This is a genomic window from Candidatus Nitrosocosmicus sp. FF01 (assembly GCF_047711275.1).
Taxonomy (GTDB): Archaea; Thermoproteota; Nitrososphaeria; order Nitrososphaerales; family Nitrososphaeraceae; genus Nitrosocosmicus.
This window is the reverse complement of sequence record NZ_JBLNIG010000002.1, coordinates 677630-693860: the sequence shown is the minus strand read 5'-3', so window position 1 is coordinate 693860 and position 16231 is coordinate 677630. Positions and strand designations below refer to the sequence as shown.

At 35.0% G+C, this 16231-nt stretch carries 13 protein-coding genes; 7 read left to right on the top strand and 6 right to left on the bottom strand.

The features are described from left to right. Positions 1 to 501: 501 nt before the first annotated feature. Positions 502 to 1017: a hypothetical protein gene (locus tag ACMT7R_RS09095; protein WP_415311353.1), complete on the top strand. Its 516-nt coding sequence runs from the start codon at positions 502 to 504 to the stop codon at positions 1015 to 1017. 192 nt (positions 1018 to 1209) lie between these two features. Here the strand turns inward: ACMT7R_RS09095 and ACMT7R_RS09090 are convergent, their stop codons facing one another. From ACMT7R_RS09090 to ACMT7R_RS09080, 3 genes are all read right to left on the bottom strand, one after another. Further along, positions 1210 to 1398, bottom strand: a complete 189-nt coding sequence (locus tag ACMT7R_RS09090; protein ID WP_415311351.1) for a hypothetical protein — start codon at positions 1396 to 1398, stop codon at positions 1210 to 1212. Continuing rightward, positions 1388 to 3127 carry a PQQ-dependent sugar dehydrogenase gene (locus ACMT7R_RS09085; RefSeq protein WP_415311349.1) on the bottom strand — a complete coding sequence of 580 codons (1740 nt, stop codon included), beginning with the start codon at positions 3125 to 3127 and terminating at the stop codon, positions 1388 to 1390. The genes ACMT7R_RS09090 and ACMT7R_RS09085 overlap by 11 nt, the downstream gene beginning before the upstream one ends. Positions 3128 to 3737: 610 nt before the next feature. Then, positions 3738 to 4730 (bottom strand): Kelch repeat-containing protein, encoded by a 993-nt coding sequence (locus tag ACMT7R_RS09080; RefSeq protein WP_415311347.1) that lies wholly within the window; start codon positions 4728 to 4730, stop codon positions 3738 to 3740. A 535-nt stretch (positions 4731 to 5265) separates the two neighbouring features. Between ACMT7R_RS09080 and mpgS the strand changes: the two genes are divergently transcribed. The 4 genes from mpgS (at position 5266) to ACMT7R_RS09060 (ending at position 8270) form a co-directional block, all read left to right on the top strand. Next, positions 5266 to 6486, top strand: coding sequence for a mannosyl-3-phosphoglycerate synthase (mpgS, locus tag ACMT7R_RS09075; protein ID WP_415311346.1), 1221 nt, complete (start codon positions 5266 to 5268; stop codon positions 6484 to 6486). Between the two features lie 137 nt (positions 6487 to 6623). Next, the gene (locus ACMT7R_RS09070; protein ID WP_415311345.1) at positions 6624 to 6773 is read left to right on the top strand and encodes a hypothetical protein; all 150 of its coding nucleotides are present in this window, start codon (positions 6624 to 6626) and stop codon (positions 6771 to 6773) included. Between the two features lie 57 nt (positions 6774 to 6830). Further along, positions 6831 to 7136, top strand: a complete 306-nt coding sequence (locus tag ACMT7R_RS09065) for a beta/gamma crystallin-related protein (protein ID WP_415311676.1) — start codon at positions 6831 to 6833, stop codon at positions 7134 to 7136. Positions 7137 to 7247: 111 nt separating this feature from the next. Beyond that, positions 7248 to 8270 (top strand): Kelch repeat-containing protein, encoded by a 1023-nt coding sequence (locus ACMT7R_RS09060; RefSeq protein WP_415311343.1) that lies wholly within the window; start codon positions 7248 to 7250, stop codon positions 8268 to 8270. Positions 8271 to 8554: 284 nt separating this feature from the next. Here the strand turns inward: ACMT7R_RS09060 and ACMT7R_RS09055 are convergent, their stop codons facing one another. Together ACMT7R_RS09055 and ACMT7R_RS09050 are read right to left on the bottom strand one after the other, a co-directional pair. Beyond that, complete coding sequence (locus tag ACMT7R_RS09055) at positions 8555 to 9424, bottom strand: Kelch repeat-containing protein (protein WP_415311341.1); 870 nt, start codon at positions 9422 to 9424, stop codon at positions 8555 to 8557. Between the two features lie 293 nt (positions 9425 to 9717). After that, positions 9718 to 10170, bottom strand: coding sequence for a hypothetical protein (locus ACMT7R_RS09050; protein WP_415311339.1), 453 nt, complete (start codon positions 10168 to 10170; stop codon positions 9718 to 9720). A 330-nt stretch (positions 10171 to 10500) separates the two neighbouring features. On the opposite strand from ACMT7R_RS09050, the gene ACMT7R_RS09045 reads away from it, so the two are divergent. Next, complete coding sequence (locus ACMT7R_RS09045; RefSeq protein WP_415311337.1) at positions 10501 to 12018, top strand: ArnT family glycosyltransferase; 1518 nt, start codon at positions 10501 to 10503, stop codon at positions 12016 to 12018. A gap of 96 nt (positions 12019 to 12114) precedes the next feature. On the opposite strand, the gene ACMT7R_RS09040 is transcribed toward ACMT7R_RS09045, so the two are convergent. Then, complete coding sequence (locus ACMT7R_RS09040) at positions 12115 to 12879, bottom strand: hypothetical protein (protein WP_415311336.1); 765 nt, start codon at positions 12877 to 12879, stop codon at positions 12115 to 12117. A gap of 241 nt (positions 12880 to 13120) precedes the next feature. On the opposite strand from ACMT7R_RS09040, the gene ACMT7R_RS09035 reads away from it, so the two are divergent. After that, positions 13121 to 16099: a PQQ-dependent sugar dehydrogenase gene (locus tag ACMT7R_RS09035; protein ID WP_415311334.1), complete on the top strand. Its 2979-nt coding sequence runs from the start codon at positions 13121 to 13123 to the stop codon at positions 16097 to 16099. The last annotated feature ends 132 nt before the right edge of the window (positions 16100 to 16231 follow it).

The following is a 16231-nucleotide window of genomic DNA, read 5'->3' as shown; positions in this document are numbered from 1 at the left end:
ATGCACTTTCAAAGAGCAAACAAGTTTTTTGAAGAAATAAGGAATTTGATTATTCACAAATGAAAAAGAAATATCAAGATCATCAATAGTTAATCCTGTAGTATGATTTAATCGTGCCATTCATATACTGTAATGGTTTGATATAAAAATCATTAAGGGATAAAAAGTATATCAGCCATTTCACAATTCTAGAACCCAGTTTATACCCGTCGTATGAGTGGGGGCAAGACAAACCTTTTAAAAATATGACATATATTGTATAATAGTAACACAAAATGCTAATAGATAATGAAAGTTTTGTCGTTTCATGCTAATTATCAAATATTCTATAAATTTTAGAAACAGTCGAATTTATATTACAACCAGCTAGTTGATGGTACTCCGTTTGAATACAATCAAAATATAAGGATTTTCAAACTACAAGAAAATATCTATTAAATTATTTCTATCTTCATATAAGATGACAATCAATATATATATTAGTAAGTACTAATGTTAGGGATGAATTTTTACAATAATTTCTTAAACAAGAAAAGATATTTTACAAAAATTACTCTTGTATTTGGATTTACGACGCTGTTCCTTGCGACAATAGCATTAACTATAAATAATCATTCCAATGTCGAAGCACAACAAACAGACTCCAAAACAGGAATATTCAATCATACTCAAACCGATTTTACCGGTAATACTAGTTGGATAAATTCAGGAAATTGGTCAATTAATGCTTTGAACAGCTCTAATCCTAGTTTCACTGCTGTAATAGAAATGTCAAAGCCAAATGGGAGCGCAGGACATGAACATGAAATAAGTAATTTCAATCTTACCCAAGCACCGATAGTCGATGGCGAGGTCATAAATCTAAACGGTACATCAACAATTACCATGAGAAATGGACCTGTTACTAATTTAACAACTATTATAGCATTGTATAATGAATCTATTGACGTGTACTTTGATCCTGAAAGAATAGATAATCACTTTGAAAATCAATCAATATCCGGGATACAAAAATAGATAATGCCAATGAAAGATTGATATAAATATTTTAAATATGTGATTATATCTTCTTAATTTGAACTTCTTTTATTACTATAAATTAGATTCGTTTAGCTCTGACCAGCGGCATCTGAAAACGTTTTTAAATTTATCTCTCTTTGATCTAGAAATAATAAGATATGATGAGCGAACTAATCTGCACAATAACAACTAATCGATAAATCGTCGAAAACGATAATCCGCGCTCTGGATATCAGTATTTATGTTAATTGAACTGTAATTGCCTCCAAATTCTTCTTCAAAGTATGCAAAGTATGCAATGTAGTCACTCCATGACCGAGGGTCATGTTTAGACAACTTTTTTACGACACTGACTTTTGCGTATAAATTAGATTTCATCTTCATCACTTGAGGAGTCATCTTCATCGCTTGAGGAGTCATCTTCATCGCTTGAGGAGTCATCAGACAATGATGAACCTGTCTCACCTTCATTTACGATCACTTCCCCCACCATCGTAGGATGATATATACAGTAATACGGGAATTCACCAGGTACGACAAAAGTAAGAGTATAAAATTGATTGGGAATTATTGCGTCAGAATCAAACAAGCTACCTTCATCAAGATCTCCATCTCGTCCTGAAGTTACTGTATGAGAAATAGTATCCCCATTGTACCAAGTCACAGTCTGACCCACTTGAATTTCTATTGGATTGGGTGAATAAGAATCGTCACCATCTATTCCTAGTATTACTGCAGAGACAGACTGGTTACGTATTGACTCTTGCTCCGCAGACACAGCAACAAGAGGTTGAGGTTTGACGCTATCAGTTATGGGCAATATTCGAAACAAGGAGCCAGTATAACTCAATACATATAGGTAACCATCAGGGCCAACTTGAAGATCGGTAATGCCACCAAAACCTTGTCCAAATATTAGAGGTTGATTCTCCTTCGCATCTTCTATATGATTATCTTGTAGTGCTTCGATATCGCCCACATAAGTGTCGTTTATAAAAATTGCATCGCGCTCTTCATTGAGTGTAAATCTGTACAATAAACCATTGTTAATATCCCCTACAAACATGTTGTTTGCATATTCATCGCCCAATCTGTGTGAGTTCAGAAATTTCAAAGCAGTCAAGCCAACGGGTGTTTCCCACACAAACTTTGGATCAGCATATTGGCTACTTCCAAAAGACACTAAATCACTTTCAGTAGTTCCATGGCCCAATATATCATCGTCTACAAAGCCTTGAATTTGCCACCAACCACTGTTAAAACCGGGAAAAACTAGATTAATTTCATCTCCTCCTGTTGGCCCATTTTCGGTATCCCATAGATTACCCGTTAAAGGATCGAAATCCATTCCAAAGCTATTGCGTATACCCATTGCATAGTAAACATTCAATGGTAGGCCTTCACCAAAAATAGGATTTTCGGGATCGACAATTCCACCATCTTGGGTAACCCTTAGTACTCCGCCCAAACCATTTGGTGCAGGACCCAAAAGAATATTTTGAGATTGGGTTCTGTGTCCTCCCACTTCTCCAACCATAAAATACACGTTATCGTCTGGGCCAATACGGATTTTACCACCGTTATGTTCTCCTCTACCATTTGGTGGAATGGCAGTTAAATCTAACAACAGCACAGGATTAATCAGCCTACCATCAACAAACTCATATCGATATAGCCTGTTACCCAATGGATCGACAAACCTTTCAATATCACTGCCGTCAACGCCATCACCTGATTCAGTATATGAAAGAAAAACGTAGGTTTTTCCGTCGGGTTGTTTTGCTATGGCAATTCCTAATAATCCCCTCTCTATGGCACTTGCTACAGGCACATCAAGCACAGGTTGCGGGGATAAGAACCCATTTGTGATCCGCTTTACCTGGCCTGTGGTTTTTTCAGTTACAAGTATATCATTAGGGCCAAGAAACGCCATGCTGGTAGGAAATTCTAAATCATCAACTATTCTTTCTACAGTAAGACTATCGTCATTTACAGTTGGTCCTGCTGGTGATAAAGGCGCTTTTGCATATGCACCAAAGGAAAATTGAATGGAAGAAGAAGTAATAGAGGAAATCAAGATTAAAGATATCGCAAAAAATGCTATCAAAGGTTTGTGTCTGCTAATCATCAGGCGGTCTAATAATAATAAGAAATATTTTAATTTAATTAAGGTTTCGTATATATAAACTCGAAATCAGCCATGTGCAGAAAAGTTGTTAAATCGTTCTAATCTCTATAATCTCAGGATTTTAACATAACATAAAACTAGTATCTGAACAATAATATATCACAAAGCTCCAGCTGCAAGTTATTATGAGTGGACAGCAAGAATTCACCAAAAAGGTGAATTTAAGTAAGAATGATTTTCAAATTGGAATATAATTATAAAAGTCCTCAGAATAGTTTTGGATTCGCTTATTGCTGAATCATTTAATTGGTCTTCTTTAATCTTATTTATCATGACAAAAAAGAAACATGCAAATAATGTAATTTGAAAAGATTTTATCATTTTTTCCGCATTGATATATGAGTATGAAAACACGGCAAGTTGATTAAACTCATCCATCTAGTGAGGAGATCTTAATTTGATATAAAGAGGTCAAAAAATAACAAGTAATTACAATCAAGCCTTTGGAGAGATATAACCCGATAGGAGCGACTAAGCAAGCAACCAAACGAAAAAAATAGAGAAAAGAAATGGATCAAAAGTCACTAAATCAATTCTTTTTCAAAAAATAAATCTCATTTTGACCTGTAACCGTTAATCCGGTATGTGGACCCCCACCAACAGCAAAAATTCTGTCATCAATGGAAACAACGCCTAACCCATGTCTAGCAGTAGGCATAGGCGATTCTAGAGACCACGTATTAGTTTCTGGATCATATCGTTCATTATTATTGAATGTGCCTTGGTTTTGTTCTCCGCCTAAAACATAGATGGAACCATTCAAAAAAGTTGCGCCAATACCGCTTCTTTTTGATGGCATAGGATTATAATCCGTAGTCCATTTATCAAATTTAGGATCGTATTTTTCTACTATGTCGACATTCACCAAGGATCCAGCAGTTCTTCCTCCGATCACATAAATTTCCCCCTCAACAGCTGCTGAAGCAGCATGATGGCGAGCAGTGGGCATTGACGCAAGAACGGTCCAATTTTCTGTTTTTGGATCATATGTTTCTACATTTGACAAAGAATTATCATAACTATCTCCTCCAATGACATACAATTTACCATCAACAAAATCCGAAACGGGAGAACCTCTTGCAGTGGGCATGGAAGGACCAGTAGTCCAGTTATTGGTATTTGAGTCATATACAAACAATTTGTTACTTGGAATCCAGTCTCCGGTATATCCACCTATAACGTAAATCCTATTACCATCGGTAGCTGATGAGGCATGATGTAACGGAATGGGCAATGGTTTACTATTCTTGTCCCAAGAATTACTAGATATATTATATCTCTCCACTAAATTCGTAATTTTACCATCTACAGTAAAGCCACCAATGACATATAGAGTGTCGTTCAAATATTCGGCTGTAACCTCAGTTCTTGGATTAGGCATAGGCGATCCTACCATCCAAGTTCCATTTGCACCACGTTCTTGAGCCATCACATTGGTATGAACACTTGTTACCAATAAAAGTGATATTCCAAAACATATAAGACCGAAAGCAAAGGCCAAGTCATAAGGATTTTTACTCATACACATGCAATCCATGCAAAACAAATATAAAAGAAATGACAATCCTCAAAAAAGATAACATGTATTTAAAAGTATGATCTGGATAAGTTAATGGTTATCAAGTTTAGCTTATCAAATATTGTAACCACTATCAATATTTGAACCAATCCAGCTTACGACTAAATAATACTAGTAAATAACATTTGACTATGCTGACTAATGACATTTTATTTTATTAGTCAATGTTACTATACCATTTAACTATAAATTGAGGTAACACCTAACGAATTCGTATTAAATTCTAATATCTATAAGTAATTACAACATGATATTATTGTTACTAGTGTAGGCATCATAACTGATAAACATTTCAATGAAAGTTAACACTATATAAACTCAATTACATTCATCAATAACGTCCTAACAAATCAATAAACATAGATAAAAATCTCAATTTAAAGAAATTGAAATAGCAAAGGTTAAATAAATGCATCGTTCATTTTTTGAAACTCATGTACATGTTATTAAATCATCATGCATATAGGAATTAAGATAGATGAGGCTAGACTTTCCACCAAAACATACTGAAACAATCGGTGCAGTAAAGATTCACTCACTTCAGAAGATATATGAAATAGATTCAGGATATAATGTAAATTCCAAAATACAACAAAACAACAATTCTACCACAGCATTTGACAACAGAAAGCTCTCAAAGAAATGTGCAAATATGGCAATAGTAATTCCAGTAAAAAACGAAAAATTGAGTCTATTGGAAGGCGTTTTGAGTGGTATTCCAAATGAATGTCTGATTATTATTGTGTCAAATAGCCAAAGGACTCCAGTGGACAGGTATGCCATGGAAGTAGAAATGGTCAAGCAATTTTCGCAGTTTTCTAATAAAAAGATATCCATCATACATCAAAGAGATCCAAATCTTAGTAGAATATTTCACAAGATAAATTACACTTCAATTCTAGACCAACATAGTCAAGTTCGACGCGGTAAGGCAGAGGGAATGGTTATTGGCATTCTGCTAGCAAAAATACAAGGAAAAAAATATGTGGGATTTATTGATAGTGATAATTATTTTCCTGGAGCGGTAAATGAGTATGTAAAAATATTCGCTTCAGGTTTTGCGATGGCAGAATCATGTTTGAGTAACGTAAGAGTATGCTGGCGTTCAAAACCGAAAATTGCAAATAACAAAGTTTATTTCCCCCGATGGGGACGTGTCTCTGAGCATAGTAACAAGTACCTGAACGATTTGATTTCTTACATTACTGGTTATGAAACAGACATAATAACAACAGGAAACGCAGGAGAACATGCACTCTCAATGTCCCTTGCAGAAAATATGGAGTTTGCAAGTGGATATTCAGTAGAACCTTACGAACTAGTTAATATACTAGAAAATTTTGGAGGAATAATAAAAGGCTCTAAAAGTGCCCACAAGGATAACGTAGAAATATTTCAAATAGAGACTAGGAATCCTCACTTTCATGAGGACAAGGGCGACGATCATGTCACAAGTATGCTTCAAGAATCGCTGAGCGCAATCAATAATAGCAAAATTTGTAATACAGAAATTACAAGAGATATCAAAAATCATTTACTTGTTTTACAACAAAAAACAAACCAAATTAACTCTAGGATTAATGGAAGTGCCAATAATCACATAATGGACCCTATCAAAATAATTCCAATAGATAAATTCAATGAGCTAGTAATTGATAGTCCAAAATTATTACACCTCTTCAACACCAGTGAATCTTAAACAAGTTATATTTTTTACAAATTAACATTTCAAAACCATATGGTACTCTAAATCCAGTTTTGGAATTTGGGTAATTATATTTCAAAATATAGAATCCTATACTAGTTTTTATTACCTTCTCGCAATTCCTTTTGGATATGCAAAATACAAGGGATTATACTATCTTATTATTCACGATTGGAACCTTATTAACGGGATTAACTATATCCCAATTTCAAATTGTAAATGCGAGCACAGATAATCAATCTGCTGTTGATATTGAAAAGTCCAATATCGATGGAACATGAGTTGCAAATAATACAGCAGTTGCAAATACGACCAGTCATTTTGCAGCGCAAGTCTTTATTCACAAGAACTTTACTGGCAATAATACCATTATAGATCAAAATACACCAGAGATAGAGGACGAGTTTCACGATTCTATAAGCAGTTTGATAATTTCAATAGATGAAAACAATACAAGTGGCTACATGGTAGAAGTCTGTGAACATGTAAGCTATGCAGGTAACTGCATGATCCTTGGACCTGGAGATCATAATGTTCAAACTCTGGGATGGTTAAATGATCAAATCTCGTCAATAAGAGCACTATCACCAGAGACCTTAGAACTCAAGAATATTACGCCGGAAGTAATAGTGAATGGATCATAATTAATGGTAATATTTTTTTCTCATATCCATTCATATATTTATTTGATACATATCATTCTTGATAATCTGACAAAAAGATATAAGACATTTATAAAGTAAATTCCCTCAATTATGGGTTCAGAAATTAGGTTATTATTTTCACTAACAGTTACTGTTGTTATTACAGCTTTATTTTCATTAGCAGCAGATGTGAAAGGAGTTGAAAACTCGACTTGGACTCTAGGTGAAGAAATGTTAACAAATAGAACCGAGATTACGGCGGCCATACTTGATGACAAAATATACGTCATTGGTGGGGCAGATTACAGAGCCGATGGAGCAGTAGACACTGTAGAAGTTTATGATCCAAATACCGATCAATGGACTACTGGTGCTCCTCTACCGTATGATTTAGATCATGCACCGTCGGTTGTTTATGATGGAAAAATCTATGTAGTGGGAGGATTCTTGCAAGATAAGATCACAACAGACAAAATGTTAATTTACGATCCTGCGACCAATGAGTGGACTGATGGAACGCCATTACCCGAACCAAGATGCTGTCATGTAGCAGAAGTCGTTAATGGAACCATCTATGCAATCTCGGGGTTAGATTTTGATCATAACCCCACTACAACTAACTTTGCTTATAATATAGAAAACGATACATGGGTGACGAAGAATCCCATACCAGCTCAGAATGGGCCCATCCATCATGCAGCTTCTGCAGTTGTTGATAACAAGATTTATGTTTTAGGAGGGAGGTTATTTGGTAACGGGGTACCTAACGAAATCAATGATGCTTTGACCAATCTAGATAACAATATGCAGTATGATCCAAAGACAGACAAGTGGTCCTCAATGGATCCCATGCCGATCAGAAGGAGCGGGTTTGCTGCTGAATCATTGGACGGAAAAATCTATGTATTTGGTGGTCAAATGGCTGATGGTTCGAATAAGAATGTTGAAAGATATGACCCTCTAACAAACCGGTGGACAACAGAGCCAAGTATGCAGGCAGATAGATCGGGTCTCGCTGTAGCAGCATATAAAGACAAATTATATGTATTTGGTGGTCAACATCAAGGCCTTCAAGCTTTAAACATAAACGAAATACTGAATCCTGCGAATAATACCGAGAGATTCAACAAATAATAATAAGTGAGTTGATGGGATGGCGCATCTTGATCAGTTCAATTCCTTCCTCTGCAAGTAGCAATGATATCTAAGGAACAAGCGGCAAACGGATAAAAACTTCATTTCATAAATGCTTTGTATTAACCAAGTAAACAAGATTTTTTTCGATAATCTATAGCGGTTTTGTTGATATACAAAATCATGCTTTTTCAAAAAGACAAATACATTGTTAAATTCTAATGCAGTAAGAGGCAAACAAAAGAAAATGCAAAGAAAATGAGAGTAGATATAAGGGTCTAGTATCAGGAAGTGGTATCATGATTCAGATGGTATATCTCGTTGATACCAGAAGTAAAGAATCCACGCTCAGGCCCACCTCCAATAGCATAAATCTTATCATCGAAAGAGACTACACCTAATCCATGTCTAGCATTAATCATAGGTAGTTCCTTGGTCCAGGTATCAGTACTAGGATCATAGCGTTCATTGTCATTGAATGTTCCCTTATTTTGTTCTCCTCCAAGTACATAGATATTGCCATTCAACGAAGTCGCTGCATTTCCACTTCTTTTTGATGGCATTGGTTGAAGATCAACTTCCCAACTGTCTGAAACTGGATTGTATTTTTCGATTAAATCTACATTGTTTAGTTCTTCTCCAATTCTGCCACCTATTACATAGATTTCCCCATCAACAACCGCTGAAGCTGCATGATGGCGAGCAGTGGGCATATTTGATTTAACTGTCCACTGGTTTGTTACAGGGTCGTATGCCTCCGTTGCATTTAAAGCCCTTGCGTAACCTTCGCCTCCATCTCCACCCATTACATACAATATACCATCAACAAATTCTGCATTTGGATATCCTCTCGGAGTAGGCATGGGATTGGCTTGAGTCCATTGATTTGTTACAGGATCATAAATGAAAAGTCTGTCACTCGCAGTCCAATCACCTGTGTAACCACCTGCAACATATAATTTTCCTCCAAAGGAAGCAGCTGAAACATGGTGAAGTGGTAGAGGTAATTGTGCTATGCCGTCTACCCATGTATCGGTTGTTGCATTATACATTTCAACCATACCAACCCCTTCGCCTTCTTCGTCGTATCCACCTATCACATATATCCCGTCATCAATTCTTGCAGCAGTGGTTTCTGTGGTTAAACTAGGCATATCAGCACCCCTAGTCCAGAATGAACTTGAATTTAGTTGTGAAAACGAAAATTGGACCGAAGTCAGAAAGAAAACTGTTGATAGTGGGAATACACCCAGAAAGACTACAAAACATAGTCTTGAAATAGAATTCATAATTACAAATTTTTTTGTTATTTAATATAAAGGATTTGTTGATCCTCTGATTTGAAATTACTCATAAAATAAACAGCAAATATTACAAGATACAAGGAAATAGGTACCGTTACTAGTAAGATATTCTAAAGAGGGTTGAAAAATAGTTGTTAAAAAAATTAAGGTTGTTGTTGGAACAAAACTTCAGCTTGATCCAAGTTTGTATTAACGTTGTTTATAAGATTTTGAACCTCAGTCAATGGAGCTCTATCTTGGATTGCACCTATCAATGTCTCTCTTATCAAGATTTCAGTGGCTTCCATTAATTCTGGATCAAGTGCTGCTAGTGGACCTTCCAAAAATTCATAGTGATCTAAATATGCGGTCTGTACTGATGCTTCAGCACCTACAAAGTCTTGTGCTGCATATTGATTATTTGCTTGAGTTATTAATGTCCTGATTTCATTAATTATTGCGATTGGATCTCTACTATCTGATTCAGCTGTTGCTGCATCACTTTCTTGTGCAAAAACTGAGGCAGGTGAAGCCATGAATAATAACGTGACAGCAGAAAACATCATCACAAATAGAGTACCTAATTTGCTTTTAGAAATTGTATTTTCAATTTTCATTTATAGATAAGAAAATCATTAAAACAATATAATAGATGTGGTAATTCTCAGTTTATAGAATATGGTCCTTTCTGATAAATTTATTAAGATAATTTACACAAGGAACATAAATTTCAACTATTGGGGCTGATTATAGATATACATCAAAAAATTCATGATGCTCAAAAAAAGAGGAGCAAACTAGAAAACGAATGTCTTTTTTTGACAGAATGACATCATTTTATGAAAATAAATTCTATATCCTCATATCGATACTACTAATAACTTCATTTACTCATTTATGGAACCTCTATAGGATTTCCAACTGTTCATGTTGACGAGGGGACATATATGTTTAGAGCAATGCATTTTTTAACAACAGGAATGACAGACTGGCATGCTTCTTTTTATGATCACCCCTACTTTGGCCCCATTTTACTAGCAAGTATTCTAAAAGTTATTGATTTTCCTTCTATAATAGGGCCAGAAGTCCAGAATTACTCATCAATTTATTCTTCATATACCATCCCACGAATAATTATGGGAATTTTTGCAATCATTGATACATTGCTTATTTATGTCATAACGAAGATCCGTTATGGGAGAAAAGTTGCTATCATTTCAACATTGTTATTTTCTGTTATGCCTTTTACGTGGGCATTGAGGCGGATTTATTTAGAATCACTGTTGTTACCACTTGTTTTAAGTTCAATTTTGATCGTGGTGTACCTGAATTCTTTAAATTCTTTAAAGCCAAAAATTTCATGGATTTTAATCCTTCTCTCAGGAATACTAATGGGGTTGGCAATATTTACAAAGGCACCGTTGGTCGCAATGTTACCACTTTTAATTTTTTATGTATATAAATACAATAGGAAGATATCTCAAACGGCTTTATTTGTTGCCCCTGTAATAATCATTACTCTGATTTGGCCACTTGACGCCTTAATTAAGGGAGAAATCGATCTATGGATGTTAGGTATTACCTCACAAATTGAAAGACAAAATGACTCGATCCTAAACTCTTTGTACGATATTTTCTTGGTGGACCCGATTATACTAACTCTCGGTCTGGTGGGATTGATTTTTGCGATAATTAAAAAGGACATTTTCCTGATCTTGGGAATAATACCATTTGTGATCTTCTTTACCTTTTTTATTTCATATGTAAATTGGTTTTATTTGATTCCAATATTTGGATTTCTCTGTATATCCTCTGGAGTTTTATTTGAATGGCTGATAAGGTATTTTTCCAAGTATAAAGCAGTAACTATTTTGATACCTGTAATAGTAATTGTTTTTGGGGGTTTTTCTACTTTTGCCTTAATTTCTACAAATGTATCATCTTTTCAATTTGAAGCAATGTCTTACTTGAATTCGATACTGCTTGGAAATCCGGAACATCAGACCAGGACCGAAAATATGTATAATAACCAAACGGATATTTCAAACGATGTTCTCCAATACGACGAAATTCAGAATGAAGCAAACTTTGATAATGAATGGACACCAAACAAATCAACCGTAATAATTGCCAGTCCAATTTATTCATGGGTTTATAAATTCATGTATCAATATGAGAATACATTTTACAGCTATAGTGAAAATAAAGATATAAAAAATGCAAGTACAGTAATTTTAGTTTTGGATCGATATTTTAGAGATTATCTTACAAACAACGCTGAGTCAAGAAACAATTCTTGGAATCAGAACTTAGCAACATCTGAAAAACTATATACAGCATTTACTGGATTGAATACTTCAAAATACTTTACTGGAAACAGTAAGAATTATGACTTTTATCAATATCCTTACACTAGTATGAGATTTAACTTGGGTGGAAGTCCGATAGAAATGAGGTCCAATTAGCGGACCTTATATCCCATTTTTAAACCTACAAAATTTATCTCTGTTGTCAGCTAAACCGAAGCAAATCAATTCTAATCACAGGATCTAGTTGTCTTGTTATTGACATTTTTCATATCCTAGCTTATAGAGATCATTACAAGCTAAGGTTTTTGTCACATTATAAAGCTGTTCGTTTGTTTGTACATCGATGGCTGAATCGGAATCCAATATTTTCAGGGTCGATTGAGGATTAAGATGTAGATTAATATCAGATCTATCTCCTTTCTGGTTTCCATCAAAAAGACCATAATATATTCCAGAAGTCCCGTTTGGGAATGGTATTTGAAGTTGCATGAAGCTGACATCCTTATGAGGAAGATCAAGAATAAAAGTCCTATTAACAGGAACATCAGAGTATAATTGAGCTTGACTTAATAAATCATCGAAATTATCAAAATCATCCAGTTTACCTACAATTAGATTGTCAAACTCTAAGACAGTATTGTTTGCAGTCTCGAAATAATTTGGAGCAAGTGTAACTAGCTGGTACCAATTGGTGGTTTGAAAAGGAAATAATTCATCATTAAGATCTCTTGTTAACTTGATTTTACCATCAGAAATGAGCGCAGACAAGTAGAGTGTGCCGGTATCCTTTGGTTCGACGGCTACTGAAATATTAGTTGGTAGCGGTTCAAAAAAGATAGGATGATCTTCTTTTGCTAGATGACTAGCTGTGTCTAATTTTACACTATTAGAGCTACCTAACACTTTCTGGATGTTAAGATATTCAATATTAACATAGAATAGAGCAGAAATCACGACAATAAAGTAGGACAAAATTAAAAGAGTAGATTTTTTTCTCCCAAATAGTAAATTCATCATGTTCTGGGATCGAGAAGGATGTTATATTTATATCTACATGGTATTTTCTGTTTCAAGAACGAAAAGAAAGCGTTATTGGTTTAATAATAGTAGTCGATTTTTTTGAAATAAACCTATCCAATAAAAACTATAGTAACAATCTCAAAAGCGATAATATCAATTATATTTTTATTTGGGATTTGTGGCCTGAATTTACAGTGTTATCTTTTTCAAAATAATGAATGGAAGATGAAATTGATCATTGAATAAATTTGCAGGCCAACAAAGTAATAAAATCAAATATGCTTTGATTATCCTAATCCCTATCGCATTATCCTCATTTACTCATTTATGGAATCCAACAGGATTTCCTACTATATATATAGACGAGGATCACTACATGAGACGAGCTCTCCAGGTTATGGAAGGTCAAGGCCCACAGGAGTCAAGCGCAATTTATGACCATCCTTACGACCATCCTTATTTTGGACAGATCTTTTTAGCATCAATTCTAAAAATCTCTAATTATAATTACCAACTCAATCAAGTGACTGAAACCCCTGAATCGATAGAACAGTTGTATACTACGCCCAGAATATTGATGGGAATTCTAGCAGTAATTGATACGATCTTAGTTTATAAGATTGGGGAAGTGTGGCTTGGACGTAAGGTCGGATTCGTGGCAGCAATACTGTTTGCGATAATGCCTCTCACCTGGATGTTAAAAATGGTGTTGCTAGACACTATATTACTTCCGTTTGTTCTGTCATCCATACTTTTGGCAATACATTCAGGTAGAGCATATAAAAACAAAACCAATAATGATTCTCTAGCCTTTATGTGGGTAATATTATCAGGTATTACTCTTGGGTTGGCTATATTTACAAAAATACCAATAATAACATTTATTCCATTAATAGGATATCTTATTTACAAAAACAACAAGAGTCTAAAAAAATTAGGCATTTGGCTGATTCCGGTTTTTGTAATCCCTCTAATATGGCCAGCGTACATGATGTATATTGGCGAACTTGAGAATGGAATTAATGGAATTTTATATCAAGTAGAAAGGGGAGAAAGGAATTTTAATGGTACAATTACTTTTATCTTTCTAGCTGATCCTGTATTAATAATTTTAGGAATTTGCGGAGGAATAGCCCTTACTTTAGTAAAACGAGATGTTACCTTCTTATTTTGGTCTGTACCGTATTTCTCATTCATTTATTTTATTGGTGGCATTGTGAAATACTTTCATTTTATAGAATTGTTACCCATAATGGCAATTTCAGCAGGGTTTATAATAGTAACAGCCAGCAATAAGATATCTTTGAAGAATAATAAGCACTATGGCAATTCAATATCACAAACAATTATACTAATTGTCATAGTGACAGGAATAGGGGTATTTGGATTGATAAGTACTATAATGCTAATTAGTACCAACACCAATGAAGTTTTTTTTGAGTTATCTGCATTTGTCTCAAACTATGTTACAGCCAACTCGGATGTTGACGAAAGTATTACTCTAATGGGTCAGCATTGGATTCGCAGTTTCTCATGGATTCCTATGTATGTACATGATAAAACAAATTTTGTAAAGGACGTATTTCCAGATAGATATTTGAGAGAGCCGTTAAAAACGGATGACGTGTTGATGATTGTAGATAGTCAATTAAAACATGATATATTTGATTATTCTGTTCAAGGTGAACATTTAGACGAGATAAGAAAAATCTATCATAATTCAGATAGAACTGGTTTATTCGTTGATAGTCCTACCAGAATCTATGACACAAATCAGTATCCATTTATAAATATGAAAGAAAGTAGAGGGCTAGGACTAATTGAAGTTAGATCAAACCAAGCAAGTAACCAAATGGCATTTGCACTTGGCTCAAATGAATCCTCCTATAATACAAACTCGAGTTTGAAAACACCAAAGATTGATTTGCCAACGGTTACCAATCCCAATTTGAAGGTAGAAATAGTAGCAAGTGGGCTTAGTTATCCTACGACCATGGCCTTTGTAGGGAATGATGATATTTTGGTTTTAGAAAAAATGAATGGCACAATCAAGCGGATAGTAAATGGAAATCTTTTGCAAGAACCAATTTTGGATTTAAATGTTGCAAATAAGATTGAAAGAGGATTACTTGGTATGGATGTTGCCAACCAGACATTAAATAACGCTACAGGTGAAAAGACGTATGCCTATCTTTTCTACACGCAAGCTTTGGAAGATGGAAACGATGAATGTTCGGGTGCAACAGTTTGTGATGAGACAACGAATCCATTAGGGAATAGAGTTTATAGATATGAATGGACAGGTAGTGAACTAATCAATCCTATTCTTATACTAGATATCCCTGTAGGACCTGGAGCAGATCATAATGGCGGAGTAGTAAAAGTAGGTCCGGATGGAAATATTTACATACTTTCTGGCGATGGCGATAGTTGTTGGGAAGAGGAATTTTGTACTGGAACTTTTGAAGCCAGTGTTGTAAATGCAGAATCCTCGAATGTTCCCACTGGTCATCCTCCCGATGGTAGAGGAGGGATACTACGTATTACTCCGTTTGGAGAACCCGTTTTAACTGGTGAAAACAAAACCACGGGCTTATTAGCCGATCACAGTCCCTTAAACAAATACTTTGCTTATGGAGTAAGAAATGGATTTGGACTTGCTTTTGATCCTATTTCCAACAAATTATGGGACACTGAAAATGGTCCCGGCTATGGTGACGAAATAAACCTCGTAGAACCCGGATTCAATAGTGGATGGTTAAGAGTCCAAGGATGGTGGCCTGTAGAAAATGCTCAGCCATTACCTCCAGAGAGGGGTTATTTTGGTAGCAAGATGGTAACAATTCCAAACAACTTGGAAACCTTTGCTGATAAAGGACATTATAGTAGTCCAGAGTTTGCTTGGAACATGTCTGTGGGAGTAACGGCTTTAGAGTTCCTCAAAAATGATACTTTAGGAAGGCAGTATCAAAATGATCTCTTTGTTGCGGATTACAATAACGATTACCTCTATAATTTCAATTTGATTGAAGATCGAACCAAGTTGGACCTTAACGGGGAACTATCTGACAAAGTTGCAAACAATAACAAAGAACTTGATGCCTTGGTTTTTGGAAAAGGATTTGGCGTAGCTACTGACATTAGAGAAGGTCCAGATGGATATCTGTATGTATTATCTCATATACACGGAAACCTATACAGAATAATTCCCAATTAGGACTGAGTGAGTTTATCCTTAAAAATACCTAGTAGTGAAGACTACTAGTAAAGGATCATAAACTAAAAAGCCTGGCGACCGCGTAGATATATTTTTCTTTTAACAAATGTATTTCAAAGACATAAAGCTTAT

Excerpts from the sequence above, each read along its gene's own strand:
- mpgS (WP_415311346.1), top strand. The coding sequence starts at position 5,266 with ATGAGGCTAGACTTTCCACCAAAACATACTGAAACAATCGGTGCAGTA.
- ACMT7R_RS09050 (WP_415311339.1), bottom strand. The coding sequence starts at position 10,170 with ATGAAAATTGAAAATACAATTTCTAAAAGCAAATTAGGTACTCTATTT.
- ACMT7R_RS09090 (WP_415311351.1), bottom strand. The coding sequence starts at position 1,398 with ATGAAATCTAATTTATACGCAAAAGTCAGTGTCGTAAAAAAGTTGTCT.
- ACMT7R_RS09070 (WP_415311345.1), top strand. The coding sequence starts at position 6,624 with ATGCAAAATACAAGGGATTATACTATCTTATTATTCACGATTGGAACC.
- ACMT7R_RS09060 (WP_415311343.1), top strand. The coding sequence starts at position 7,248 with ATGGGTTCAGAAATTAGGTTATTATTTTCACTAACAGTTACTGTTGTT.
- ACMT7R_RS09080 (WP_415311347.1), bottom strand. The coding sequence starts at position 4,730 with ATGAGTAAAAATCCTTATGACTTGGCCTTTGCTTTCGGTCTTATATGT.
- ACMT7R_RS09040 (WP_415311336.1), bottom strand. The coding sequence starts at position 12,879 with ATGATGAATTTACTATTTGGGAGAAAAAAATCTACTCTTTTAATTTTG.
- ACMT7R_RS09095 (WP_415311353.1), top strand. The coding sequence starts at position 502 with ATGAATTTTTACAATAATTTCTTAAACAAGAAAAGATATTTTACAAAA.
- ACMT7R_RS09055 (WP_415311341.1), bottom strand. The coding sequence starts at position 9,424 with ATGCCTAGTTTAACCACAGAAACCACTGCTGCAAGAATTGATGACGGG.
- ACMT7R_RS09045 (WP_415311337.1), top strand. The coding sequence starts at position 10,501 with ATGTTTAGAGCAATGCATTTTTTAACAACAGGAATGACAGACTGGCAT.